This window comes from Pantoea sp. X-Soil-ISGK-275 (assembly GCF_059730795.1).
The window spans coordinates 2,131,213-2,157,044 of record NZ_AP035976.1 but is presented as its reverse complement, the minus strand read 5'-3'; the positions used below and the strand labels follow the sequence as shown (position 1 = coordinate 2,157,044).

General features: G+C 54.0%; 24 protein-coding genes. 13 read left to right on the top strand and 11 right to left on the bottom strand.

Features of this window, described 5'->3' with window-relative positions; all coding sequences use genetic code 11:
- Positions 1-28: 28 nt before the first annotated feature.
- Positions 29-1,255 carry a peptidase T gene (gene pepT, locus AC6I8A_RS10050; RefSeq protein WP_497818414.1) on the bottom strand — a complete coding sequence of 409 codons (1,227 nt, stop codon included), beginning with the start codon at positions 1,253-1,255 and terminating at the stop codon, positions 29-31.
- 126 nt (positions 1,256-1,381) lie between these two features.
- Between pepT and AC6I8A_RS10045 the strand changes: the two genes are divergently transcribed.
- A complete protein-coding gene (locus tag AC6I8A_RS10045) occupies positions 1,382-2,977 on the top strand; it encodes an ABC transporter substrate-binding protein (RefSeq protein WP_497818943.1) in 1,596 nt (531 codons plus the stop codon).
- 1 nt (position 2,978) lies between these two features.
- Here AC6I8A_RS10045 and AC6I8A_RS10040 read toward each other — a convergent pair whose 3' ends face one another.
- Positions 2,979-3,905 (bottom strand): LysR family transcriptional regulator, encoded by a 927-nt coding sequence (locus AC6I8A_RS10040; protein ID WP_479489632.1) that lies wholly within the window; start codon positions 3,903-3,905, stop codon positions 2,979-2,981.
- A 148-nt stretch (positions 3,906-4,053) separates the two neighbouring features.
- On the opposite strand from AC6I8A_RS10040, the gene AC6I8A_RS10035 reads away from it, so the two are divergent.
- Both AC6I8A_RS10035 and AC6I8A_RS10030 read left to right on the top strand, forming a co-directional pair.
- Positions 4,054-5,475, top strand: a complete 1,422-nt coding sequence (locus AC6I8A_RS10035) for a M20 family metallopeptidase (protein ID WP_497818413.1) — start codon at positions 4,054-4,056, stop codon at positions 5,473-5,475.
- A complete protein-coding gene (locus AC6I8A_RS10030; RefSeq protein ID WP_293796938.1) occupies positions 5,472-6,746 on the top strand; it encodes an MFS transporter in 1,275 nt (424 codons plus the stop codon). Before AC6I8A_RS10035 ends, AC6I8A_RS10030 begins: the two co-directional genes overlap by 4 nt.
- Positions 6,747-7,122: 376 nt before the next feature.
- Here AC6I8A_RS10030 and aldA read toward each other — a convergent pair whose 3' ends face one another.
- The 3 genes from aldA to AC6I8A_RS10015 all read right to left on the bottom strand — a co-directional run bounded on the left by aldA (position 7,123) and on the right by AC6I8A_RS10015 (position 9,198).
- The gene (aldA, locus tag AC6I8A_RS10025) at positions 7,123-8,559 is read right to left on the bottom strand and encodes an aldehyde dehydrogenase (RefSeq protein WP_265298178.1); all 1,437 of its coding nucleotides are present in this window, start codon (positions 8,557-8,559) and stop codon (positions 7,123-7,125) included.
- 202 nt (positions 8,560-8,761) lie between these two features.
- On the bottom strand, positions 8,762-8,860 hold the full coding sequence (locus AC6I8A_RS10020) for a YoaK family small membrane protein (RefSeq protein ID WP_008108862.1): 99 nt from the start codon (positions 8,858-8,860) through the stop codon (positions 8,762-8,764).
- A 14-nt stretch (positions 8,861-8,874) separates the two neighbouring features.
- Positions 8,875-9,198 (bottom strand): hypothetical protein, encoded by a 324-nt coding sequence (locus tag AC6I8A_RS10015; RefSeq protein ID WP_008108864.1) that lies wholly within the window; start codon positions 9,196-9,198, stop codon positions 8,875-8,877.
- Between the two features lie 366 nt (positions 9,199-9,564).
- Here AC6I8A_RS10015 and rhaT point away from each other — a divergent pair, with 366 nt between their 5' ends.
- Entirely contained in the window at positions 9,565-10,599 is a 1,035-nt protein-coding gene (gene rhaT / locus AC6I8A_RS10010) for an L-rhamnose/proton symporter RhaT (RefSeq protein WP_008108866.1), read from the top strand.
- A 25-nt stretch (positions 10,600-10,624) separates the two neighbouring features.
- Here rhaT and rhaR read toward each other — a convergent pair whose 3' ends face one another.
- Both rhaR and rhaS read right to left on the bottom strand, forming a co-directional pair.
- Entirely contained in the window at positions 10,625-11,491 is an 867-nt protein-coding gene (gene rhaR, locus AC6I8A_RS10005) for an HTH-type transcriptional activator RhaR (RefSeq protein WP_008108868.1), read from the bottom strand.
- 15 nt (positions 11,492-11,506) lie between these two features.
- A complete protein-coding gene (gene rhaS, locus AC6I8A_RS10000; RefSeq protein WP_265298182.1) occupies positions 11,507-12,328 on the bottom strand; it encodes an HTH-type transcriptional activator RhaS in 822 nt (273 codons plus the stop codon).
- Between the two features lie 290 nt (positions 12,329-12,618).
- On the opposite strand from rhaS, the gene rhaB reads away from it, so the two are divergent.
- The 4 genes from rhaB to rhaM are packed head-to-tail and all read left to right on the top strand — an operon-like array spanning position 12,619 to position 16,497.
- A complete protein-coding gene (rhaB, locus tag AC6I8A_RS09995; RefSeq protein ID WP_497818412.1) occupies positions 12,619-14,091 on the top strand; it encodes a rhamnulokinase in 1,473 nt (490 codons plus the stop codon).
- Positions 14,084-15,340 carry an L-rhamnose isomerase gene (locus tag AC6I8A_RS09990; RefSeq protein WP_497818411.1) on the top strand — a complete coding sequence of 419 codons (1,257 nt, stop codon included), beginning with the start codon at positions 14,084-14,086 and terminating at the stop codon, positions 15,338-15,340. Before rhaB ends, AC6I8A_RS09990 begins: the two co-directional genes overlap by 8 nt.
- A 10-nt stretch (positions 15,341-15,350) precedes the next feature.
- Complete coding sequence (rhaD, locus tag AC6I8A_RS09985; protein WP_154193504.1) at positions 15,351-16,193, top strand: rhamnulose-1-phosphate aldolase; 843 nt, start codon at positions 15,351-15,353, stop codon at positions 16,191-16,193.
- Positions 16,183-16,497, top strand: a complete 315-nt coding sequence (gene rhaM, locus AC6I8A_RS09980; protein WP_008108878.1) for an L-rhamnose mutarotase — start codon at positions 16,183-16,185, stop codon at positions 16,495-16,497. Before rhaD ends, rhaM begins: the two co-directional genes overlap by 11 nt.
- Positions 16,498-16,565: 68 nt before the next feature.
- Here rhaM and AC6I8A_RS09975 read toward each other — a convergent pair whose 3' ends face one another.
- Positions 16,566-17,219, bottom strand: coding sequence for a TetR/AcrR family transcriptional regulator (locus tag AC6I8A_RS09975; RefSeq protein ID WP_256696496.1), 654 nt, complete (start codon positions 17,217-17,219; stop codon positions 16,566-16,568).
- Between the two features lie 295 nt (positions 17,220-17,514).
- Here AC6I8A_RS09975 and bhsA point away from each other — a divergent pair, with 295 nt between their 5' ends.
- Positions 17,515-17,772 carry a multiple stress resistance protein BhsA gene (gene bhsA, locus AC6I8A_RS09970; RefSeq protein WP_256696495.1) on the top strand — a complete coding sequence of 86 codons (258 nt, stop codon included), beginning with the start codon at positions 17,515-17,517 and terminating at the stop codon, positions 17,770-17,772.
- 83 nt (positions 17,773-17,855) lie between these two features.
- Here bhsA and AC6I8A_RS09965 read toward each other — a convergent pair whose 3' ends face one another.
- The 3 genes from AC6I8A_RS09965 to ynfM form a co-directional block, all read right to left on the bottom strand.
- Positions 17,856-19,040: a sugar transporter gene (locus AC6I8A_RS09965; protein WP_256696494.1), complete on the bottom strand. Its 1,185-nt coding sequence runs from the start codon at positions 19,038-19,040 to the stop codon at positions 17,856-17,858.
- Positions 19,041-19,404: 364 nt separating this feature from the next.
- The gene (locus AC6I8A_RS09960; RefSeq protein WP_154156201.1) at positions 19,405-19,662 is read right to left on the bottom strand and encodes a hypothetical protein; all 258 of its coding nucleotides are present in this window, start codon (positions 19,660-19,662) and stop codon (positions 19,405-19,407) included.
- Positions 19,663-19,831: 169 nt separating this feature from the next.
- Positions 19,832-21,088, bottom strand: a complete 1,257-nt coding sequence (ynfM, locus tag AC6I8A_RS09955; RefSeq protein WP_256696493.1) for a multidrug efflux MFS transporter YnfM/SxtP(Kp) — start codon at positions 21,086-21,088, stop codon at positions 19,832-19,834.
- Positions 21,089-21,182: 94 nt separating this feature from the next.
- On the opposite strand from ynfM, the gene AC6I8A_RS09950 reads away from it, so the two are divergent.
- The 4 genes from AC6I8A_RS09950 to AC6I8A_RS09935 all read left to right on the top strand — a co-directional run bounded on the left by AC6I8A_RS09950 (position 21,183) and on the right by AC6I8A_RS09935 (position 25,791).
- A complete protein-coding gene (locus AC6I8A_RS09950; protein WP_265298195.1) occupies positions 21,183-22,079 on the top strand; it encodes a LysR family transcriptional regulator in 897 nt (298 codons plus the stop codon).
- A gap of 134 nt (positions 22,080-22,213) precedes the next feature.
- Positions 22,214-23,431 carry a sugar metabolism global transcriptional regulator Mlc gene (gene mlc / locus AC6I8A_RS09945; RefSeq protein ID WP_497818410.1) on the top strand — a complete coding sequence of 406 codons (1,218 nt, stop codon included), beginning with the start codon at positions 22,214-22,216 and terminating at the stop codon, positions 23,429-23,431.
- A gap of 105 nt (positions 23,432-23,536) precedes the next feature.
- On the top strand, positions 23,537-24,238 hold the full coding sequence (gene bioD / locus AC6I8A_RS09940; RefSeq protein WP_265298563.1) for a dethiobiotin synthase: 702 nt from the start codon (positions 23,537-23,539) through the stop codon (positions 24,236-24,238).
- A gap of 179 nt (positions 24,239-24,417) precedes the next feature.
- Positions 24,418-25,791 carry a nucleobase:cation symporter-2 family protein gene (locus tag AC6I8A_RS09935; RefSeq protein WP_497818409.1) on the top strand — a complete coding sequence of 458 codons (1,374 nt, stop codon included), beginning with the start codon at positions 24,418-24,420 and terminating at the stop codon, positions 25,789-25,791.
- Positions 25,792-25,832: the final 41 nt, after the last annotated feature.

Here is a 25,832-nt window from a genome sequence, read left to right as displayed (position 1 = left end):
GGTCGTCATTTATGACGACCTTTTTGTTTTATTTCGCGGCTAAATAACACAGCGCTTCAGCAACCTGATACGACTTCACAAACGAGGGAACCGGCAAAAACTCAAAGCGCGAATGGAAATTGTGTGCGCCGGTGAAGAAGTTCGGCGTCAGTAATCCTTTTGCTGACAGCGCTGCACCGTCAGTGCCGCCGCGCATCGGGATCACTTTCGGCTCCACGCCCACCTGCTGCAGCGCGGCAAAAATCAAATCAATCGCGCGACGATCCTCGCCAATCGCATTACTGATATTGCTGTAAGTATCGTTAATGGTCAGCGCGACATGGCCGGTGGGATAACGCGCGGCAATTTCGTCGGCCACTTCCACCAGCTGCTGTTTCTTCGCGTCAAAGCCCTGCAAATCAAAATCACGAATCGAGGCTTTTAACACCGCGCGGCTGGCGTTGGCATTCATATCGTTGAACCAGATATAGCCTTCGCGACCTTCGGTATGTTCAGGGGTTTTTAAGCGATCAAAACGGGAGATAAAGTCATGCGCCATCAGCAGCGGATTGACTAACACGCCTTTGCCCGACATCGGATGCGCTGGCACGCCGGTAAACACCAGCTCAGCGGCGGCGGCATTGAAGTTTTCATACACCACTTCACCCAGCTCGCAGCAGTCGATGGTCCAGGCAAAATCGACGTTAAAGCGCTGCTCCAGATCGAGCGCTTTGGCGCCGCGCAGGCCAATCTCCTCATCGGGCACAAATGCCACCACGATATCACCGTGATCGCCACGCAGGTTCTCCAGCAGCGTCATCACCACCGTGACGGCGGCTTTGTTGTCGGCGCCCAGCACGCTGGTGCCGTCGCTGAAGATAATCTCCTGACCGAGATAGGGTTTAATTTCCGGATGTTCCGCCACGCGCAGCCAGATGTCCTGCGTGCTGTTAAGGCACAGATCTTCACCGGTGAACGTGAGAGTTTGCGGATGGATATCCGGCGAGAGGCCAACATCCACGGTATCGATATGGGTGATAAAACCGATACGCGGCGCATCTGGACGATTGCCGGGTTTCACCGCCGTGACCGTAGCGTGCTGGTCAATCACAATATGCTGCAATCCCAGTTCGCCCAGCTCCTTTGCCAGTAACTCCGCCATCGCATGTTGGGACGGCGTACTCGGCAGCGTAGTTGATTTGGCATCGCTCTGGCTGGAAACCGCCAGATAACGGTAGAAACGCTGGGTCAATTGGCTGGCAAGTTGGTCTGTCATCACAATTCCTTATTAGCATTGCGGCGTCTGTAGTACGCGTGCTGGTTAAATCATGTTATTTATTAATCAGATGAACATTAAATAACGAAGCAGACTCATGGAAGTCAATAAAAAGCGAGGATCATGATGAAAAAAATGATGGCAAATCTCACTCTCACGGCAATCGGCTTGGCGGTTGCGGGCGGGGTTTCGGCAAAAACGTTGGTTTACTGTTCTGAAGGATCGCCAGAGAACTTCAACCCGCAGTTGTACACCTCGGGAACCAGCGTCGATGCCAGCGCAGTGCCGATATTTAACCGCCTGGTGGACTTTACGCCCGGCACCACCGAACTGGTGCCCAGCCTCGCTGAGAGCTGGGATATCAGCCCGGATGGCAAGGTCTACACCTTCCATCTACGCAAAGGGGTGAAATTCCAGAGCAACAAGCTGTTTAAGCCATCGCGCGATTTTAATGCCGATGACGTGATCTTCTCGTTTATGCGCCAGATGGACCCCAAAAACCCGTACCACAATGTCTCTGGTGGTAACTACGCCAACTTTGAAAGCTTTGAGCTGGCCAAGCTGATCACCAGCATTGAAAAAGTCGATGACAATACTGTGCGCATCACCTTAGCTCACGCTGAAGCGCCATTCCTCGCCGATTTGGCGTGGTATTTTGCCTCGATTCATTCGGCAGAATACGCCGACCAGATGTTAAAAGCCGGCACGCCGGAGAAGGTCGATATGGAGCCGATTGGCACCGGACCGTTTGAGCTGGTGCAGTATCAAAAAGATTCACGCATCCTCTACAAAGCCTTCCCGGAATACTGGCAGGGCAAGGCGAAGCTCGATCGCATTGTCTTCTCCATCACGCCGGACGCCTCGGTGCGTTACGCCAAGCTGGAAAAAAACGAATGCCAGATTATGCCGTTCCCCAATCCGGCCGATCTGGAGAAGATGCGCACCAATCCCGATTTAACGCTGCAACAGAAATCGGGCCTGAATACCGGTTTCCTGTCGTTCAACACTACCAAAGCGCCGCTGGATAACGTGAAGGTGCGTCAGGCGCTGGCGATGGCGATCAACAAGCAAGCGATTATCGATGCCATCTTTAAAGGCACCGGCACGGTGGCGAAAAACATCCTGCCGCCGGACGTGTGGAGTGCGGATAAAGATCTGAAGGATTACGACTACGATCCGGAGAAAGCCAAAGCACTGCTGCAGGAAGCGGGCATCAAGCCAGGCACCGAAATCGCGCTGTGGGCGATGCCGGTCCAGCGACCGTATAATCCGAACGCGCGACGAATGGCGGAGATGATTCAGGCGGATTGGGCCAAAGTGGGCATCAAAGCCAATATCGTCAGCTATGAGTGGGGCGAATACCTCAAGCGCGTGAAAGGCGGCGAGCATCAGGCGGCGCTGATGGGCTGGACCACCGCGACCGGCGATCCGGATAACTTCTTCGGCCCGCTCTACAGCTGCACCTCAGCGAATGGCGGCTCCAACTCATCGAAATGGTGTTATCAGCCGTTCGAGAAGATTATCACCGAAGCGCGTGCCGAGCAGAATCACGACAAACGCGTGGTGCTGTATCAGCAAGCGCAGCAGATCATGCATGACCAAATGCCCGCAGTGATGATTGCGCACTCAACCATCTTTGAGCCGGTACGCAAGTCGGTGAGCGGTTATCAGGTCGATCCGTTCGGTAAACACATCTTCTATCCGGTGGATATCAAGAACTGAGTTACGGCTTCCAACGCTGGCGCAGCGGTTCCTCTAACGCGTCCAGCTGTTGCAGTAAAAAGGAGAGAAACACATTCAGGGCGGCACTGCGAGGTCGCCCTGATTGCGTCTGCAGTTGCAAAGTGCGCTGGCTCAGCTGATCGATGCCCACTGAGCGCAAAATCAAACCGTGCGTTTCAGCCTCCTGCAGCACGGTAAAGGCGCTGCAAATCGTCACCGCCTGCGGTGTACGCAGCAAAAACTGAAACAGCATCGAGAAGGTATCGCAAGTCATCACCGGCTCAACCAGGCTGCCATTCATGTGGCTGGCAAGCTCAAACAGTTGCCGCACGGTGGTGTTTTGCTGCGGCAAGGCCAGCGGATAGTGGCTGAGATCGGCGAGCGTGACCTGCGGCGCAGTCGCCAGCGGATGTGTTTGATGCATAACGATTAATACCGGTGCCGGCCACGAACCCATCACTTCGACGCCGCGTTCCGCGTGCAGACTAAACTGCAGCGCTACGTCACACTCGCCGTTGCGCAGCGCTTCCGCCACGCCTTGGGTGCTGGCGACTTTCACATCAAACAGCACGCCCGGATTATCATTGCGAAAATCCGCGATTAAACGGGGTAGCAGCGTAAACGCCAGCCCATCGGTGCAGGCGACGCGAATCAATGTACGGCGCACCGCTTTCAGCCCCTTAATCTCCGCCAGCGCGTACTCCATATCGAGCAGGTTCTTACGTACGTGATGCGCGAAAATTTCGCCCGCTTCATTCAACACCATACCGCGCGCGTGGCGCGCAAACAGCGGCACGCCTACCTTATTCTCCAGCCGCTGAATTTGCCTGCTGATTGCCGACACCGCCACAAACAGCTGTTCGCTGGCGGCGCTGAGCGAGCCGGTATTGGCCACGGCGAGAAAATAGCGGATTTCACTGCTTAACATGCGGGTGCCTCATGGTGGTGCATGCCTCGAAATTGGGCAGGTTAGCTTTGCCATAAAAGCAAATCTTACTCGATAAATTGATAATTGTGGCAAAGCAGCGTTTCCGCAAAGATGAATCAACGACAAAACAATAAAAGACAGGGCAAACATGACAGCACAACAGGCGGTTCAACAGGCCACCGCGTATTTTGACAGCGGGGAATTTCAACGTATTTTGGCGCGTCGCGTGGCGCAACGCACCGAAAGCCAGCGCGAGGATCGTGACAGCGAACTACAGCGTTATTTGCAGGATGAGATCGGCCCGCAGCTGATTGCACTGGGCTTTACCTTGCATTTCATCGACAACCCGGAAGCCGCTAATCGACCGTTCCTCGTGGCGGTACGCATCGAAGACCCAATGCTGCCAACCTTGCTCAGCTATGGTCACGGCGATGTGGTGTTTGGTGATGATGAAAACTGGCGCGACGGCTTATCGCCGTGGCAGATGGTTGAAGAGGGCGATCGCTGGTATGCGCGCGGTAGCGCGGATAACAAGGGCCAGCACTGCGTCAATCTGGCTGCGCTGGATCAGGTGTATCAGTTGCGCGGTGGAAGCCTGGGCTTCAACTGCAAAATGCTGTTCGAGATGGGCGAAGAGATCAGCTCGCCGGGACTGGCGCAGTTGTGCCAGCAGCATGGCGAGCTGCTGCAAGCCGATTTGTTTATTGCCTCAGACGGTCCGCGCCTCAACGCGATTCGTCCCACGCTGTTCCTGGGCTCACGCGGCGCGGTTAACTTCCGTTTGACTGTCAACGCGCGAGACAACGCCTATCACTCCGGCAACTGGGGCGGCTTATTGAGCAATCCGGGTACGCAGTTGGCCAACGCCATCGCCTCGCTGGTCAACGCACAGGGCGTGTTGCAGGTTGAGGCGCTAAAACCCAACTCTTTGACGCCGCAGGTGCGCGATATTCTCGGTGATATCGAAGTCGGCGGCATGCCGGGCGATCCCGACATTGACCTGAACTGGGGCGAGCCGGGACTGACGCCGACCGAACGTCTGTATGGCTGGAACACGCTGGAAGTGTTGTCATTCCTCACCGGCAATCCGGCGCGTCCAATGAATGCGATTCCGGGCAGCGCTACGGCGGTTTGTCAGCTGCGTTTTGTGGTGGGCACCGATTGGGAAAACCTCGCCCAGCATGTGCGCGCCCATCTGCATCAGCACGGTTTTGACTATGTGGACGTGGAGTTTATGCGCGGATCGCCCGCGACACGCCTTGATCCCACCGATCCGCTGGTCAATTGGGTGCTGACCAGCATGGCGGAAACCAGCGGCAAGAAACCGGCGCTGCTGCCTAATCTCGGCGGCTCGCTGCCCAATGAAGTGTTCTCGGACATTCTCGGCTTGCCAACCTTGTGGGTGCCGCACTCGTATCCGGCCTGCGGCCAGCATGGCGTTAACGAGCATATGTTGAAATCGATTGCCCGCGAAGGTTTGCAGATTATGACGCGTCTGCTGTGGGATCTGGGCGAGCAGGGAACAGAACTGGTGGCGAAGCATCGTGCGCACGTTGGAGGTGGCCAATGAGTACATTGAATACGGCGATGCCGTTGAGCGCGGCAAAACCCAATCTGCACAAAACGCTGTTCGCCACCTGTATTGGTAATGCGCTGGAGTGGTTTGATATCGCTGTATACGGCTTTTTTGCCAGCTATATTGCGCATGCCTTCTTTCCCACCAGCGATCCGTCGGTCTCGATGTTGCTGACCTTTGGCAGCTTTGGTGTGTCATTCCTGATTCGTCCGCTGGGCGCGATTGTGCTGGGCAACTATGCCGATCGTCACGGTCGTAAAAAAGCGCTGCTGTTATCGATTAACCTGATGATGCTCGGCGGCGCGGTCATCACCTTTATGCCGAGCTACAGCAGCATTGGGCTGATGGCACCGCTGCTGATTTTGCTGGCGCGTCTGGTGCAGGGGTTCTCTGCCGGCGGCGAATTTGGCAGCTCGACGGCGTTCCTGGTTGAGCATTTCCCTGAGCGTAAAGCCTTTATCGCCAGCTGGCAGTTCGCCACGCAGGGCGCCAGTACATTGATGGCGTCGGCGTTTGGCCTTGGATTGACGCAGATTCTCAGCGAAAGCCAGATTCAGGAATGGGGATGGCGTATTCCCTTCGCCTTCGGCCTGCTGATAGGTCCGCTGGGGATCTATATCCGCCGTCACGTACATGAACCGGCGAGCTTTGCTGAGCACAAACCGGAAGCCGCGCCGCTAAAAAGTCTGTTTGGCCGCCAGAAGGAGTTGATGCTGTTGGCAATTGGCCTGATGGTGATCTCGACTGCGGTGAACTACATGCTCAACTACGTGCCGACTTACGCCACTAAAAACCTGCACTTGTCAGGCAGCGTAGCGTTTACCGCCACCTTGTTGGCGGGCGTGATTCTGACGGTGGTCACGCCAATCATGGGGTTATGGGCAGAGCGCGTAGGGCGCGTGCCGCTGATGTGGGGATCGTTGATTCTGCTGATCGTGACTATCTATCCGGCATTTAAGCTGGTGGTTGATCACACCACGCCGACTACCCTGATTTTGCTGGTGTGCTGGATGGCGCTGCTGAAGTCGATCTACTTCTCAACGGTGCCGTCGGTGATGGCTGACCTGTTCCCGATTGGTACGCGCGCCAGCGGCATGGCGATCAGCTATAACGTGGCGGTGACGGTGTTTGGTGGCTTTGCACCGCTGATCTGTACACTGCTGATTAGCGTGACCGGCACCAGTCTGGCGCCTGGTTATTATCTGATGGCGATGTCGGTGTTAAGCGGCCTGGCGCTGCTGCGCAGCCAGAAGCGGGTTTCATAAAGGTTTCAGGGTTACAGGTTCGCCACTTATGGCGTAATGCTTGTCCGTTAAGAAACCATTTTGCTTTAAATCTGGTGCGGGCTCTGACACATCTGTCCTTTTCAGAAACACGCACTGAAGCTTTAAAGCAGGCCGGGGGCACTTTTGGGCAGGCAATCCGCAGCGCTGAACGAAGCGAGGAAGCCAGGAGAGCCCGCAGGACGCGGGCGAAAGGTGGAGCCGGGACAAGGACGTCCCGTCTTCACCGGTCCGTCAAGCAGACGAGCGAAGTGAAGGTACCGCGCTAGCGGCGCGAGGACCGCCGGACCAAAAGTGCCACCGGCCTGCGCCCTCGTCGTTGGCTTAATTGACAAGCATTACGCCATGAATGGCGATCCTACGAGAACTGCAAATACGCCACGTGCGTCTGCAAGAACTCTTCCAAACCGTGACGGCCATCAGCACCGCCAATGCCCGATTTACGCCAGCCCGCATGGAAACCTTGCATCGCCTCGAAATTCTCGCGGTTGATGTAGGTTTCGCCAAACTTCAACTTACGCAGGGCCACCATCGCGGTGTTGAGGTTCTGGGTGTAAATCGATGAAGTCAGACCGTATTCGCAGTCATTTGCCAGCGCTACGGCTTCATCAAGGGTTTTAAAGGTCATCACTGGCAGCACTGGACCAAAAATCTCCTGCTGCATGATCTCCATATCCTGACGCACGCCCGTGATGATAGTTGGTTCAAAATAGAAGCCTTTGCTGCCTGCTCGCTTGCCGCCCAGCACCACTTTGCCGCCATCCGCGACCGCATTTGCCACTTTCTGCTCAACGCGCTCCAGCGCGGCCGCGGTGATCAACGGACCCATATCAATATCATTTTGCTCAGCCGGGTTACCAAACTTCACCTGCTGCATGGCGGCAGTCAGCGCGCTGATAAAGCGGTCGTAAATGCCTTCCTGCACGTAAACGCGCTCTGCGCAGTTACACACTTGCCCGGTATTGATTACGCGGGAGCTGACGATTGCTTTAACCGCCAGATCGAGATCGGCATCATCCATGACGATAGCCGGCGCTTTTCCGCCCAGCTCCAGCGAGACTTTGGTGACGTTTTTCGCCGCCGCTTCCATAGTGGCGATACCGGCGTTGACGCTGCCGGTCAAACTGACCAGACCGACTTTCGGGTTGCCTGCCAGTTCCTGGCCAATCTCCGGGCCATAGCCGTAAACAAAGTTGATCACGCCTTTTGGCAGACCAATTTCATGAATGATTTGCGCAAAAATCGCCGCATTGTTAGGCGTCAGCTCACTGGGCTTGATAACAATGGTATTGCCGGTTACCAGCGCGGGCGCGGCTTTACGTGCAATCAGGAAGAAGGGGAAGTTCCACGGCAGAATGCCGGTGGTGACGCCAATCGCTTTCTTGAACACGAAGATGTTTTCGTTGGGACGATCGCTGTTAATGATCTCGCCATCATAACGGCGTGCCCATTCGGCCATGTACTCAAGGTAATCGGCGGTAAACAGCACTTCGGTTTGCGCCAGTCCCTGGGTTTTTCCGCCTTCGGCGACGATAGTGGCGGTCAGTTCCGGCTCACGCTGACGAATCGCAACGGCAATTTTGCGCAGCCAGTTGCCGCGTTCAACCGCGGGAAGCGCTTCCCAACCCGGCTGCGCCACTTCAGCAGCGTCGATGGCTTGCGCGGCATCGTGTTTACTGCCTTCCGGCACGCGCGACAGTAACGCCTCGGTTGCCGGGTTAATCACTTCTATCCACTTGTCGTTCTGATCGGCAACAAACGCGCCATTAATGTAATGTTGATGGTGTGTTGTCATGTGCAGGTTCTCCGCGATCGGTTTCGTTAAAGATTTGTGAAGTGCAGAGTGAAACAGATTGCGGTGTGGCACCTTTTTGTTATTGCCAATGCGACTTGAGGGATGGCAAAGAAGGGAAGAACAGCACGACAGACGCAGCATTCCTGGCGAAATGCCGCGCTTTCAGCGGCTTAGAAGCGATTCAAGCTATGTTAAATAAATGTCAGGAACCCGGCATCGCCGCGCCGCTGGCAATAAACCACGCCAAAAAACTGACGCCAGCAATGATGATGGCAATAGGGAAAAGCAGTCCGATTTTCATAGTCATTCCGTGAGTTAAGCGATCTGCACGATCGCGCGATGGGTTTTCATCATACTGAACAGCTGGAATTGCGTGGCGTCATCGACCTGACGCAGATGCTCACCTTTCTGATAATGAATCGCATGAATGTGACCCAGTTGGCGCCAGACCACAATCACCGACGCCAGCAGGGCGCAATTCTCTTCGCTCTGCACGCAATCCAGCGTGGCGTAGTGCGTCTCATCTAATCCATTAATAAAGACGTTAAGCGCCTGCGCCGGCACGATGGCGCGGATGTCATCCAGCATCACGCGGCTCACCGATTGTGACAGCAGTAGCCGCAATCTTTTGGTATTCATCTCAATCCTTCGTCCTGATGATTTTCCCAACGTTATACGGATTAAACGCCTGCGGGGAAAGTCTGGTGCGCGGCTTTGTGTGACTGCCATGTTAACTGTTGCAGTGGCAGTGAATCAAAAACTGTGCTGATCGACACAGCATATTAGAAAAATATGCTGAATAATAAGCCACTTATAAAAAACACTTCATTGCCTGCCTGCAAATGCGATTTTGTGATCCTTATGTTGACGACCCACCGAATTTTGCCAGCAACATCCGCTTTCCGGCAGCCATCCAAAGGCTGACGAAAAGCGGCCCACCGTAGACTGCCGGTAATCGGGAGACCGCCGGTTTCCTGTTGGCCTCAACCTTACGAAGGAATAACAATGAACAGTGCCATCATTGCAGGTATTTTCTGGCATCTGGTGGGTGCCGCCAGTGCCGCCTGTTTTTATGCTCCATTTAAGCAGGTGAAAAAGTGGTCCTGGGAAACGATGTGGTCGGTGGGCGGCATTATGTCGTGGCTGATTCTTCCCTGGGCGGTGAGTGCGGTATTACTGCCGAATTTCTGGGCGTATTACGGCAGCTTTAGTTTCTCTCAACTGATGCCGGTGTTTCTGTTTGGTGCTATGTGGGGCATCGGAAACATCAACTACGGGTTGACCATGCGCTACCTCGGCATGTCGATGGGCATTGGGATTGCTATCGGTATCACTTTAGTGGTGGGAACCCTGATGACGCCGCTGCTGCAGGGACGCTTTGTTGAGCTATTCAACTCGACCGGTGGACGTATGACGCTGCTCGGCGTGTTTGTTGCGTTGATTGGTGTGGCGATTGTTTCACGTGCCGGCCTGTTGAAAGAGCGGGCGCTGGGCATCAACGCTGAAGAGTTCAACCTCAAGAAAGGGCTGATTCTGGCCGTAATGTGCGGCATCTTCTCGGCTGGCATGTCGTTTGCAATGGATGCCGCCAAGCCGATGCATGAAGCCGCAGCCAATCTGGGTATCAATCCGTTGTATGTGGCCTTGCCAAGCTATGTGGTGATCATGGGCGGCGGTGCATTAGTCAATCTGGCTTATTGCTTCATCCGTCTGGCGGTAAAAACCGATCTCTCAGTACGCCGTGATTTCTCCGTCGCCAAACCGATGCTGCTGGCCAATATCGCGTTTGCCGTGCTCGGCGGCACCATGTGGTATCTGCAGTTCTTCTTCTACGCCTGGGGCCACGCTAAAATCCCAGCACAGTACGACTTTGTCAGCTGGATGCTGCATATGAGTCTCTACGTGCTGTGCGGTGGCTTGGTTGGTCTGGTGCTGAAAGAGTGGAAATCAGCGGGTCAACGTCCGGTGCGCGTGCTGTCACTGGGTTGTGTGGTGATCATCATTGCTGCCAACATTGTGGGATTAGGGTTAGCAAACTAATAAAAAGCCTGACGCTCACCTCGCGTCAGGCTTTAACTTTTTCAGATGAGAGTTCACGATGCGGCAGGAAGCGCTGCCGCCACGCACTCGGCGTTAAACCGGTTTCCCGCGTAAATACCACCGAAAAGTAGTTACTGTCATCGAAACCGCAACGTGCGGCCACTTCACTGATTAAGCAATCCTGCGTCCGCAGCAGATACTTCGCCTGGCACAGTTGGAGCTGCCGCAAATAGTGACCCACGGTCATACCGGTTTGCTGGCGAAACAGCTGTTTTAACGCGCGCTCGCTTAACTGATTCTGCTGGCAAAACACCGCCAAATCGAATGGACGGCTGATGGCACCTTGCAGCGCCGACATCAGCAGATCCAGTTGCTCACCTTCAGGCAATGCCCAGGGCCGATCGGCAGCATAACCGTGACGACGCAAAATCAGCGCGAGTTGTAAAAACAGCGCTTCGGAGAGTTGAATCGATAGCGAATCACTTTTGCGGCTCTCGCGCTCAAGTTGGCTAATCACGCCACGCGCTAACGCCATCCCGCGCGTGGTCAAACGCCAGCAGCCCGGCGAATCTTCTTCTTGCGGCGGCAACAACTGACTCCAGTCGAGGCCAAGACGAAAGCGATCACGGCAGTAAAGAATGTTATCCAGCGCCAGGTCGTTGACGCTGTCGTAGCTGTGGCAGTCGTTATCGTGAATGTAAAAAACGTCGCCGCAGGTTATCAACCATGGACGATCGTTCAACACATGCAGGCCGTTGCCGCGCCAGACGATAACGATTTCACTGAATTCATGACGATGCGGAGGGAAGGAGGGCTGCGGCATGCGCTCGGCCACAGCAATCGGCAGATTGGTGGCCGGAAAATAGTCTTCGCGCGTTAAGATTAGCGACATGAGGAAACGCTCCCGTTATAACATCTGCTGGCGCTCCGCTCTGGGCGCGCAGCCAAATTCTCGCCGGAACAGTGTGGAGAAGTGGTTGCTGTCACCAAATCCGCACTGGTAGGCAATGTCTGTTATGCGCATATCACTATGACGCAGTAAATGCCGCGCCTGTAACAGGCGAAGCCGATTCAGGTAACGCTGCGGTGTATTGCCGGTTTGCTGCTTCATCTGGCGGTGCAGGGTACGCAGCGACAATGAAAAACGATCGGCTAAGGCATCCCACACAATCTCTTCACTGTAGTGCTCATTGAGCCAGTCGAGCAACCGATGTAAGCGGGCTTCCTGATCCTGTGATTGATCGTTGTGAGCCGCTTCGCGCAACAACACCAACAGTTGCAGGAAAAGTTGTTCCTGACGTGCGTGCCGTTCCAGCGACCACGCATCTTGCTGCTTCATCTGCGTAACGATTTGCAGCGCCTGCGCCATCACTTTGTGATTGATGCGCCAGTGCGATGCGTAGTGGTCCTCTTCTTCGCGCGGCAGAAGATCCTGCAAACCCGAGAGAAAACGGAATGCCGCCGGACTGCGATACAGCACGTTGGTCAGACACAAATTTTCCGTTTGCTCATAAAGATGGCGATCGTGATCGCGCACGAAGCATACGCACCCTGCGGATAAAGCCTGTGGCTGACCGTTAAACACATGAATGCCAGAACCTTGTTCCACCAACACAATTTCATGGAAATCATGATGATGCTCCGGAAATGCCTGCTGCGGCACGCGCGGCTCAATGGCGATGGCGTAATTCCCTTCCGGGAAGAAATCTGCGCTATGTAAAACGGTCATGATTCGCCTCTTTATTTACTCAACTGTTGCCGAGTCTACGCAGGCGCCCCGCACCTTACCTTGAATTTTCACCTTAGTGACGCAGGAAAATGGCCAATTTTTCAAGATCTCACCAGCGATTGACGGAAATGCGGCAAGGCTCACATCTCTCTTCTTGTGTGGTTCTGTGAGCTTTCTCACGAACTTCTTTGTTAGCGTGCCAGTGACTATTACGCACTGGCAGTAAGGGGAAGGTGGCAAAAAGCAGGGATTTCTAATCTGTTGTCATCTCATCACAGGAAGAACACGCCATGAGTATGCGTAACATTGTTGCCATTGATTTAGGCGCATCCAGCGGGCGCGTGATGCTCGCACAATGGAGTTCAGCGAATCAGCAAATCAGCCTGCGCGAAGTTCGTCGCTTCACCAATCAGCGTGTGCGCCGTGCAGATTATGATTGTTGGGATTTGGAGCGACTGGAGCAGGAGATTCGTTTAGGACTGGCTCAGCTAGATGATGAAGGCATCGTGCCGGACAGCATTGGAATCGACACCTGGGGCGTTGATTTGGTATTGCTGGATGCCAACGGCGAGCGCGTCGGCGAGGCGGTAAGCTATCGCGACAAGCGCACGGAAGGGCATATGGCTCAGGCCATTAATGACCTCGGCAAAGGCGCAATCTATCAGCGCACAGGTATTCAGTTCTTGCCGTTTAACACGCTCTATCAACTGCACGCACTGCATCAGCAGCAGCCAGATTGGCAGGAACAAGTGCAGCATGCACTGATGATTCCAGACTATTTGCACTATCGCCTTACCGGGCAGATGAACTGGGAATACACCAACGCCACCACCACACAACTGCTCAATATTCACAGCGGCGAATGGGACAGCGATTTGCTCACCTGGGCTGGCGTGCCGGCTAAATGGTTCGGCAAACCAACGTCGCCAGGCAATACCGTTGGTTACTGGACCAGCGCCAGCGGCAACCACATTCCGGTGATCGCGGTTGCGACGCACGATACAGCGAGTGCGGTTTTGGCCACACCGTTAATGCAGGATGATGCCGCTTATCTCAGCTCAGGAACCTGGTCGCTGATGGGGATTGAGAGTTTGCAGCCTTGTGTCAGCACGGCGGCGCTCAATGCCAACATCACCAATGAAGGTGGAGCAGAAGGCTATCGTGTTCTGAAAAACATTATGGGTTTGTGGCTGCTGCAATGTGTCTGCACCGAGTTGCACATCACCGATCTCTGCTCGCTGATCAAAGACGCTGAAAAAGAATCTGCCTGTCGTGCGCTGGTTAACCCCAATCACAGTCGTTTTATCAATCCAGACAGCATGGTTCAGGAGATTCAGAACGCCTGCGTCGAACAGAACATGCCCGTTCCGCAGACGCCTGCCGCGCTGGCCCGCACCATCTTTGACAGTCTGGCCTTGCTCTATCGCCAGGTGATTGGTGAACTCGGCACATTACGCGCTGCACCGCTGCGTCAGCTGCATGTGGTGGGCGGCGGCAGCCAGAATCCGCTGTTAAACCAATTGTGTGCCGATGCCTGCCAGCTGCCGGTATTGGCCGGGCCGATTGAAGCTTCGACGCTCGGTAACGTCGGCTGCCAGCTCATTGCCTTAGGCGAACTGCGTGACGTCAGCGATTTACGCCGCTGCATTAGCCAAAACTTCCCGTTAGAAAAATATGAACCGTTGAACAACAGCGCCTTCGCTGCCCATCAGGCACGCTTTGCCGCGCTCAGCCAACCTGCTAAGGAACTTGCATATGACTAAGCTGATTGAACAGGCCTTCGAACTGGCCAAACAACGCTACGCCGCCATTGGTGTGGATGTGGAACAGGTAATGGCACAGCTGGATGGCATTCCGGTCTCGATGCACTGCTGGCAAGGTGATGACGTGCGCGGCTTCGAAAATCCGAACGGTGAACTGACCGGCGGTATTCAGGCTACCGGTAACTATCCGGGCCGCGCGCGTAATGCTGATGAGCTGCGTTCTGATGTTGAAAAAGCGATGTCACTCATTCCAGGTGCCAAGCGTCTTAACCTGCATGCGATCTATCTGGAGAGCGATAAGCCGGTTGATCGTGATGCGATTGAACCGAAACACTTCAGCAACTGGGTGGAATGGGCGAAGACGCACAAGTTGGGCCTCGACTTTAATCCAAGCTGCTTCTCCCATCCACTGAGTGCCGATGGCTTTACCTTGTCACACGCCGACAAAGGGATTCGCCAGTTCTGGATCGATCACTGCAAGGCCAGCCGTCGCATCTCGGCGCACTTTGGTGAGCAACTGGGTACCGCATCCGTCATGAACATCTGGGTGCCGGACGGCATGAAAGACCTCACCGTCGATCGCCTCGCACCACGTCAACGCCTGGCAAGTGCGCTTGATGAAGTAATCAGTGAAAAGCTCAACCCTGCGCATCACATCGATGCGGTAGAGAGCAAACTGTTTGGTATCGGTGCGGAAAGTTACACCGTGGGCTCCAATGAGTTCTGCCTGGGCTATGCCAGCAGCCGCCAGACCGCACTAACGCTGGATGCCGGCCACTTCCACCCAACCGAAGTGATTTCAGATAAGATCTCCACGGCGATGCTTTATGTGCCGCGCCTGCTGCTGCACGTAAGCCGTCCGGTACGCTGGGACAGCGACCACGTGGTGATTCTTGATGATGAAACCCAGGCCATCGCCACCGAGATCGCGCGCCACAAGCTGTTCGAGAAGGTGCATATCGGTCTCGACTTCTTTGATGCGTCTATTAACCGCATCGCGGCGTGGGTAATTGGTACACGCAATGCCAAAAAAGCACTGCTACGCGCGCTGCTGGAACCTACCGATCAGTTACGCAAGCTGGAGAACGAAGGGGATTACACCGGTCGCCTGGCAATGCTGGAAGAGCAAAAATCGTTGCCGTGGCAAGCGGTGTGGGAAGCCTGGTGTCTGCGCCACGATGTCCCTGCTGATGCCAGCTGGCTGAGCGAAGTCCGTCATTATGAACAACAAACACTGCGTCAACGTTAAGGGACACACCATGCAAAATATTCTCTCTTCCGCTTTTGTTCAGGGAATGGTTAAAGCGACCAGCGACATGTGGTTGAAGGGCTGGGATGAGCGTAACGGCGGCAACGTCAGCTTACGTTTACTGCCGGAAGAAGTTAAAGATTTCGCCGGTGATTTCTATGCTGAGCCGCGCTGTATTGAGCTGACCAAGCCTGCTCCAGCGCTGGCCAATGATTGGTTCCTGGTTACCGGATCGGGTAAGTTTTTCCGTAACGTACAGATCGATCCGGCCGACTGTCTGGCGCTGTTGCAGGTTGATGACAAAGGCTTATCATACAAAATCCACTGGGGTTTGAGTAATGGCGGCCTGCCAACGTCAGAGCTGGCAGCTCACTTCCAGTCACACAGCGTGCGTAAGCAAGTCTCAAACGGCGTTGATCGCGTCATCATGCACTGCCACGCCACCAACTTTATGGCGCTGAGCTATGTGGTCGATCTGGATTCCGCACGCTTCACACGACTGCTGTGGGAAGGCAGCACCGAATGTCTGGTGGTGTTCCCGGATGGCGTCGGTATTCTGCCGTGGATGGTGCCAGGCACCGACGGAATTGGTCAGGCAACAGCCGACGCGATGGCAAACCACAGCATTGTGATGTGGCCGTTCCATGGCATCTTTGGCGCCGGTCCAAACCTCGATGAGACCTTTGGCCTGATCGACACTGCGGAGAAATCCTCCGAAGTGGTGGTGAAAGCCCTGTCGATGGGTGGCATTCGTCAAAGCATCACCACTGAGCAACTGATCGCACTGGGTGAGCGCTTCAACGTTAAGCCGTGGCAAGCCGCTCTGCAGGCGGAGCGCAGCGATGTTGCGTAAAGCCTTTGTGATGCAGGTGCATGCACACTGCCACGATGAGTATCTGCGCCGTCACACGCCAATTTGGCCGGAGCTGGCCGAGACGTTAAAAGCGCATGGCGCGCACAATTACGCTATCTGGCTGGATGCTGAACGTAATCTGCTGTTTGCCAGCGTGGAAATTGAGTCTGAAGCGCGCTGGGAAGCCGTGGCAAAAACGGAGGTGTGTCAGCGTTGGTGGGCATCCATGAAGGATTTAATGCCATCCAATCCGGATAACAGTCCGGTGAGTGCGGCGTTAAAACCGATGTTTTTCCTGCCTTAACGCTCGCTCGCCTCACCGCTCGAATAGAGGCAGTAATTTCGGGCCGACAGGGAAGTCGGTCTGAAATTTTATTTGGTGCTCAACTCACAATATCCCGCCAGAGCGGGCCAGATTGCCATCTGCGTATCCACAATCTGGTCAAGATCCTCTCGATTGGCCCCTTCACGCGCACGTACCGACATTCCCTGCAGTAAACACGCCAGATAGCTGGCCAGGGTTGCACTATTGGCACATTGCGGTAATTCACCGCGCTGCTGCCGGGTATCAAGGAATGCTTTTAACGCTGATTCCTGCGCATGATGCTGCTGCGCCAACATTTGCGCCACTTCTTCCGAGCCGGAAGAGAGCGCGCTCGACGTACAAATGAAGAAACAGCCTGCTGGCTTATCACATTCAGTAAAGCACGCGGCGGTTGCCCGAAAATAGGCTTCAATTGCCGTTTTCACGTCTGATGCATCATCGTTCAGCACTGCGTTACGTTGTGCGCTGAAGGTTTCAATGTATCGCTGCATCGCCGCACGGAATAAACCCTCTTTATTCTCAAATTCAGCATAAAGGGTTGGGGCTTTCGCACCGGTAGCGTTAACCAAATCGGACAACGACGTGCCTTCATAACCATGCGCCCAGAACAACATCAATGCCTTGTCCAGGGCATCATTGCGGTCAAACACTTTCGGGCGACCGCGCGTTTTCCTGTTCACCACATCGATAACTTCAGTCATTGGGCACCTCAAAGCGTAGAAACACCCAATTAAATTACCGATCATTAAATAAATATGCAAGCGCAGCCCGGAATGAGCCTGTTCGTCTTTGCCCGTTTGTGCTTTTCGCTGGTCAAAGCACCCAAATGGGTAAGTTGAAAAGGGCTAGGAAGCCCATAATCACGCCACTTTCGATTAAAATAATGACCGTTAATAAAATGATTGACGAGCACGCCCTTTCGGCAGTAGCATTTAATTAACGGTTGTTAACTTAATCGCGACCGACCCCAATTCATCTGTTTAAGAGAGCAAAATTATGAAAAGCATCAAACTGACCCTGGCTGCTGTAGCATTGTCCTCAATCGCTTTTGGTAGCATGGCTGCAGACTTAGTAAACGAAGCGCCGCTAAATCAACAACAAATTGGTGTGGTTAGCGCGTCAGGTAGCACCAACCTGACATCGCTGGAGAATCAGCTAGCGGAAAAGGCCAATGCTGCTGGAGCAAAGTCATTCCGCATCACTTCGACCTCTGGCAACAACAAGCTAAATGGCACAGCAGTAATTTATAACTAAGAGAATTGAGCGGAGTGCGATGAAGCATTCTGTAAGAAGTGAATAAAAGGCTTCAGAAGATAATCCTTCTGAAGCCTTTTTTCTTATCCGTTAGAACGCAGTTGAGGATAGCGGCGGAAGATAGCGATACACCAGAACAGTGCGCCAAGGCCAATAATGCCGCCGACGTTACCGACGTCCGACATTTGCATATGCAAACTGACCTGATTTCCCAGCAGCGCACCCGCGCCGATACCGATGTTGTAGATACCAGAGAACAGCGACATTGCGACGTCGGTAGCATCCGGCGCCAGCGCCAGCACGCGCACCTGCATCGCCAGACCAATCATCATCATTGCCATGCCCCAAACGATGCACAGCACGGTGATTGCAGCGGGACGCACTGCGGCAAACACCAGCAAGCCCATGCTTAAGGTGATCATCGCGATAGCAGCGATCAGCATTGCCGACGGGAATTTATTGCCCAGCGTACTGAACAGCACGCTGCCGATAATGCCCGCCGATCCAAACAGCAGTAAAAGCAGGGTGGTAAAATTGTCATCCGCATTAGCGACCACCTGCATAAAGGGTTCGATGTAGCTATAGGCGGTGTAATGCGCCGTCACCACCACGGTAACCAGAATGTACATGGCTACCAGCGCCGGACGACGGAATAGCATCGGCACGCTGCTCAGTGAACCGGTATGTTCACTCGGCAGACGCGGCAGGATGCGCATCAGCAAAATCAGCAGCACCAATGCAGACAAACCAATCATGCCGAAGGTGGTGCGCCAGCCAAGATATTGACCGACGATGCGCCCAATCGGCACGCCCAGCACCATTGCCAGCGCGGTACCGGTTGCCAGCATACTTAACGCCTGCGTTTTCTTACCCGCAGGCGCCACGCGAATGGCCAGCGAAGCGGTAATTGACCAGAACACCGCGTGCGCTAAGGCAATACCAATGCGCGAGATCACCAGCGAGGTAAAATCCCATGCCACAGACGAGAGCACATGGCTGGCGACGAACACGATGAACAACACGGCTAACAGCAGACGACGCTCAATATTGCGCGTTAACAGCATCAACGGCAGCGACAATAGTGCGACGACCCACGCATAGATGGTCAACATGATGCCAACATCGGCAGTCTTCATGTCATAGCTGGCAGCGATATCTGACAGCAAACCGACAGGCACGAATTCTGTGGTGTTAAAGACAAAAGCAGCAATAGCCAGCAATACAACGCGTAGCCAGGCCGTTTTACGGGAAACAGTAGTAGATTGCATGGAGTTCAAATCTGTCAGACGGCGAGTGAAAGGGCGAAAAGGCACCCCAGAAAGTGACCGAGGTCACAAATTCCTGCTATTGTGGAGCATTAATGAACGAAGGGAAACCGTTTGTCGGCTTTTATTACTGATTATTTTTTATCGTGGGAGGCGTGGTTAATAGCCTGAGGTTATTACGCTTTCTGGCATCAAGCCGAGAATAATCAGGAATGGTGAAATGAGGGAAGAGGCGACTGGACCTGACGCCCTAATGAACGCCTTAAGGTCCAGTTATTATTACATGTAAAATTATAGTTATTTTGAAACGCCTCAGCGGTGCTTAACAAAACAGCGGGGTTACCCTACCACGCTCAAATCATGATTATCAGAGTCTCACCATGTGTTTTAGTGCCACGCTATTTTGAGTTGTCATGTTTTTTTTTACCCCAACCGGACAACAATGCTCGCAGCCCAGCGCACTGGCATAAAATTTACGTGCTTGCTGGATGGCGGCATTTGGCGTGTAGAAAGTCCCAAGAAAACGGCGTGCCTCATCGGCGGGTAAGAACGGGCATCCCGTTGCATGTACTACATGGTTGTCGTTATAGCCAGCGTGCTTATCGACGTAATAATAGAGTCCCATCTAACGACCTCATTGCTGTGAAATAAAAAAAAGTCTAACTATTGTTGGAATGGAATGAATTATAGCGACGAATAGCCATTTTGTTTTATCTGGGACTGTGGGATCGCCGTGTGGCGTCCACTTGAGATGAGAACGGGGCGTATTCGCCCCGTTTAACAGATGAAAGGTATTACAGTTTTCGGCACTGCAAACGCCAGCCAACCAGCAAAGCCATTAATAATAGCAGGCTAATGAATAGCGTTACGCCCATCCAGCCGTAGCTGTGCCAGAACACGCCGCCCAAGGTGCCGGCCACGCTGGAACCGACGTAATAACTGAACAGATAAAGTGACGATGCCTGGCCTTTAGCACGACGCGCGCGCGGGCCAATCCAGCCGCTGGCAACCGAGTGTGCCGCAAAGAATCCGGCGGTGAATAGCATCATGCCGGGCAAAATCAGCCACAGCGAGTTAAACGCCGTCAGCAGCAATCCCGCCAGCATAATTGCAGTCGCGCCAATCATCACAGGACCGCGTCCAAAACGGCTGGTCATCGCGCCCGCTTTTGGTGAACTCCATGAACCGGTCAGATACACCACCGACAATAATCCAACCACCGCCTGACTCAGTGACCACGGCGCACTTAACAGGCGATACCCGATGTAGTTGAACAGCGTGACGAACGCGCCCATCAGCAGGAAGCCCTCCGCGAACAGCAGCGGCAAACCTTTATCGCGCCAGTGCAGACGGAAGTTGATCAATAAACTGCGCGGTCGCAGCGACGCCGGACGAAAATGTCGGGATGCAGGCAGAATTTTCCAGAACATCAGCGCACCCGCCAACGCGAAGCACCCAATGACGCCCACCGCAACGCGCCAAGAGAAGAAATCGGTCAGTACGCCAGTTAACAATCTTCCACTCATGCCACCAATCGAGTTACCGCTGATATACAGCCCCATGGAAAAGGCGATAACGCGTGGATGAATCTCTTCACTCAGATAGGTCATGCCAACGGCCGCAACGCCGCTCAGCGATAAGCCAATCAGCGCGCGCATCAGCAAAATGCCTTGCCAGCTACTCATGGTAGCGGAAATCAAAGTGCAGATGGCGGCGAGCAACAGTGCGGTAACCATCACCGATTTACGCCCAATGGCATCCGATAGCGGCCCGGTAAATAGCAATCCCAACGCCATTAAGCCGGTAGAGAGCGAGAGAGAAATACTGCTTTGCGCCGGAGAAACGCCAAACTGCTGCGATAGCACCGGCAGAATCGGCTGCACGCAATACAGTAAAGCGAAAGTGGCAAGACCGGCGGAGAACAGCGCCAGCGTTACACGCATAAACTGCGGCGATCCGCGTTCAATCCACTCTGAAGGGGTTGCAGTTGAAGCAGGCTTTACGGACAACTCGTCTTCATCGAGTATCACTGCCTGGGAAGAGCGACTCACGGAACATCCTCGTTAGAATCATCATAGGGTTACTGTAGGAAAGGGTTAATAGGTTGTACAATATATTAATAATCTTAAATGAGACGTTTAAAATATGAATGTCGAATTGCGCCATCTACGCTATTTCATTGCCGTCGCCGAAGAGCTGCATTTTGGTCGTGCCGCGCAGCGCCTGAATATTTCACAACCGCCGTTGAGTCAGCAGATTCAGCAGCTGGAACAGGAAATTGGTGCGCAGCTGTTTACCCGCACCAACCGCAGCGTGCAGATCACGCCCGCTGGCGCGCTGTTTTTGCAGGATGCGCGTGGCATTTTGTTGCAGGTTGAACAGGCAGCGCGCCGCGCCGCACGCGTGCACACCGGTCAGGAAGGCGAGTTGCGCATTGGCTTTACCTCGTCAGCGCCGTTTACTGGTCTGGTTTCAGATGCGCTGTATCAATTCCGCCAGCGTTGGCCAGAAGTGCACATTCAGATGCAGGAGAACAACACGCGCCAGCAGCTTGCGCCACTGCATGACGATCGACTCGATCTCGGTGTGATGCGCAATACGCCGTTGCCCAGCGATCTGCAACACCGCGTGTTACTGCGTGAGCCGCTGTGCGCGGTGGTGCATTGGGCGCATCCGCTGGCCGATGCGGAGTCGATTTCCATTCAGGCATTAGCTAACGAGCCATTTGTATTTTTCGATCCGCAAGGCGGCACCGCGTTGTACGGTGAAATTCTGGCGCTGCTGCATCGTTATCAAATCAAACCGTTTATTACTCAGGAAGTGGGCGAGGCGATGACTATTCTGGGGTTGGTGGCAACCGGTCTTGGCGTGTCAATTCTGCCGGCGTCGTTCCGCCGTGCACGTTTGGCCGATGTGGTGTGGATCCCTTTGCAGGAGAACGACGCGATTTCTGAGGTTTGGCTGGTCTGGTCAACTACTCGAGAACCGACGGCGCAAATGACCAACATGATGTCGCTGATGCTGCAAAATGCGGAGAATTAAACCAGCGGGTGAAGCAGGACATAAACTTTATGTGCGATAAATCACATTTCTAATCAAATATTTGACGCTGCTGGTCAATCTGCATCACCATAGCTGCTGTTTATTTAGAAGCGCGAAAATAATGGGAGCAGGGCGTGAATCTGTACAGTCAACCTGGTCATATTGATCAGATAAAACAGACCAACGCAGGTGTGGTTTACCGACTGATTGACCTTTACGGCCCGATTTCGCGTATTGAGCTTTCTAAACGTGCCCAGTTAGCACCCGCCAGCATTACCAAAATCGTGCGTGAAATGCTCGATGCCCATCTGGTACAGGAAACCGAGTTTCAGGAACCCGGCAGTCGCGGTCGTCCAGCGATTGGTTTGATCCTCGATACGCTCGCCTGGCACTATCTCGCCGTACGCATTCAGCCCGGATTCATTACGCTAACGCTGCGCGATCTCAGCAGCCGCGCGCTGCAGGAAGATCGCTTGCCGCTGCACGCCAGCGCCGAAAAACCGCTGCTGCAAACCTTGCTGAATTTGGTAAATGACTTCTTTATTCGTCATCAAAGCAAGCTGGAGCGTTTGACCGCCATCGCCATTACTTTGCCGGGATTGATCAACGCGGCTTCTGGCGTGGTACATCGTATGCCGGGTTACGACGTGCAGGATATGCCACTGGGAGAAACGCTGGCGCAGCGCACCGGTTTGCCGGTGTTCGTGCAGCATGATATTTCTGCCTGGACGTTAGCCGAATCACTGTTTGGCGCATCCAGCGGCGCACAACATGTCATTCAGATTGTGATCGATGAAACCGTCGGTGCGGGCGTGATCAGCGGCGGACAACTACTGCATAAAAATGGCCGTACGCTGGTGGAGATTGGTCATACGCAAATCGATCCTTACGGCCAGCAATGTTATTGCGGCAATAATGGCTGTCTGGAAACCGTCGCCAGCATCGGAAGCTTGCTTACTCTCACCGCCCAGCGTTTGCCGTCGCAGCCAGACAGTTTGCTGCATCAGACTCCGTTGACGATTGAGAGCTTATGCGCCGCCGCGCAGCAGGGCGATCGTCTGGCGCGTGATGTGATTGCTGGCGTCGGACATCACATTGGCCGCATGCTGGCGATGATGGTAAACATCTTTAATCCTCAACAAATCCTTATTGGTTCGCCGCTTAATCAAGCCGCCGATGTGCTGTTTCCTGCGGTGAGTAGTACCATTCGTCAACAGGCGTTACCCGCTTATAGTAGTGAAATCCAGCTCACACCAACGGCTTTCAGCGATCCCGGCACTTTTGGCGGCGCCGCACTGATAAAAGACGCGCTCTATAGCGGCCATTTATTGGTAAAACTGTTGCAGGGATAATGACAGCTCACCTTAAGTTTGTCCTAACGCAATCTGCCCGCGGAAACATTTCCTTAAACTGCCTCCTTCGCACGTTACACATCGCTTTAATGAAGGAGGAGAATGGTGAAAACGCTTTTTGTCACCGGTACCGACACCGCGGTGGGTAAAACCGTGGTATCTCGAGCGTTATTACAGTGCTTTGCCAAGGCGAATCTCTGCGCCGCAGGTTTTAAACCTGTCGCCAAAAGCGCACAGCGCACACCCGAAGGCTTACGTAATAAAGATGCACTGCTGTTACAGCAGGCTTCGGGCCTCACTCTCACTTATTCCGCCGTTAATCCAATCGCCCTGGAAGAGGATGAAATCAGCACCAGCCCGACGCAGCGCATTGATTATCCATTACTCACTCGCAGTCTTAACGATTTACAGGCTAACGCAGCGCGCGTGGTGGTGGAAGGCACCGGCGGCTGGCGCAGCCTAATGAACGACTTGCAGCCGTTGTCTGATTGGGTGCGACAGGAGCATTTACCGGTTGTGTTGGTTGTAGGCATTAAGGAAGGTTGCATCAGCCACGCTTTACTGACCGCCGAGGCCATTGCGCAGGATGGATTGCAACTGGCGGGTTGGGTAGCAAACCGTATTAATCCCGGCCTGGCGCATTACGCTGAAATTATTAATGTTTTGAGCGAGAAGCTAGGTGCACCTTTATTAGGCGAGTTGCCTTACCTGCCGCGTGCAGAGCAGCGGGAACTGAGCGGTTATCTGGATATTTCCCTGCTCGATGACAATATTACGCACGACAACAGTGCAAAGCCTGCGGCCTGATGAAACAAAGTGTCGCAAATGATCAATGGCTGAATCTAACGATTCAGATTCAGCCATCCTTTTTAACGAATTAATTCCTCTATTATTCAATCCTTTACTCCCCGCATTTTATTGAACACTCTTCTCTGGCGTGATTCATGCATCAGCTGCTCTGATGAATATCTTGCCGGAGCACCTGTATGTCGCAATCAGATGAGAAAGGTTTGTTGTATGGGCTGAATGACCGCATCGGTCCATTGCCTGCATTTTGTGCCGCACTGCAACATGTGCTGGCCAGCGTCGTCGGCATAATTACGCCGCCGCTGATTATTGGTTCCGTTTTGGGATTGCAGACATGGATCCCTTATCTGATCAGCATGTCGCTGTTGGTTTCCGGTTTGGGTACATTCCTGCAGGCGCGCCGCTTTATGGGCATTGGCGCCGGCATGATCTGCCTGCAGGGCACCAGTTTTGCCTTTCTGGGCGTGATTTTGTCGGGCGGATTGATGGTCAAAGCGCGCGGTGGATCGCCGGAAGAGATCATGGCGATGATCTTTGGCTGCAACCTGGTGGCGGCGATGATTCCGATGCTAATCAGCCGCTGCATCGCGCCATTGCGCAAAGTGTTGACGCCGGTGGTCACCGGTACCGTGATCACATTGATTGGCATCAGCCTGATCAAAGTCAGCATCACCGATTGGGCTGGTGGCCATAACGCCAGCAATTTTGGCGCACCGGGTAATCTGGCGCTCGGCGCCTTGACCCTGCTGGTGATAATCGTCCTTAACCGTTCGCAAAATCGCTGGACGCGGCTGGTTGCCGTGGTTGCTGGCATTGCAGCGGGCTGTATCGCCTCAGCGTTAACCGGTCATCTCACCCTCAAGCCAATGGGCGATACGCCGTGGCTGGTGTTGCCAGAACTGTTCCGTTTTGGTTTTGCCTTTGACTGGACCATCTTTATTCCCATCGCGCTGGTATCGGTGATTGCCGTAATTGAAGCGGTGGGCGATCTTACGGCGAACTGCATGTTGTCGCAGCAGCCGATTGAAGGCGAAGCATTTGAGCGCCGCATGCAGGGCGGTATTTTCGCCGATGGCATCAGCTGTTTGCTCGCCGCCGTATTTTCTGCCTTTCCCAACACCACTTTTGCGCAAAATAACGGCGTCATCCAGATGACCGGCGTCGCCAGCCGTTACGTTGGCATGGTGATCGGCGTGATGTTGGTGCTGCTCGGTATGTTCCCGGCAATTGGCTATATGCTGCAGCAGATTCCACCGCCGGTGTTGGGCGGCGCGACCATTGTGATGTTTGGTAGCGTGGTGGCGGCAGGTATTCGCGTGATGACGCAAACGCCGCTTGGCCGTCGCGAGATGCTGATTGTTGCCGTATCGTTTGGTATCGGTTTGGGTGTGGAAGCAGTGCCTGATGTGCTGAAACAATTTCCCACGCTGATTAGCAACCTGTTTTGTCACGCGGTCACCACCGGTGGGATGCTGGCGATTATTTTGAATGTAGTACTGCCTTCAGAGCGCAGCGAAGCTGTAGCGGCAAAAACGGCTGAGGAATCACGCTAACAAAGCGCACGGAGTCAAATAGCCGAGGGGCATATGGCAGA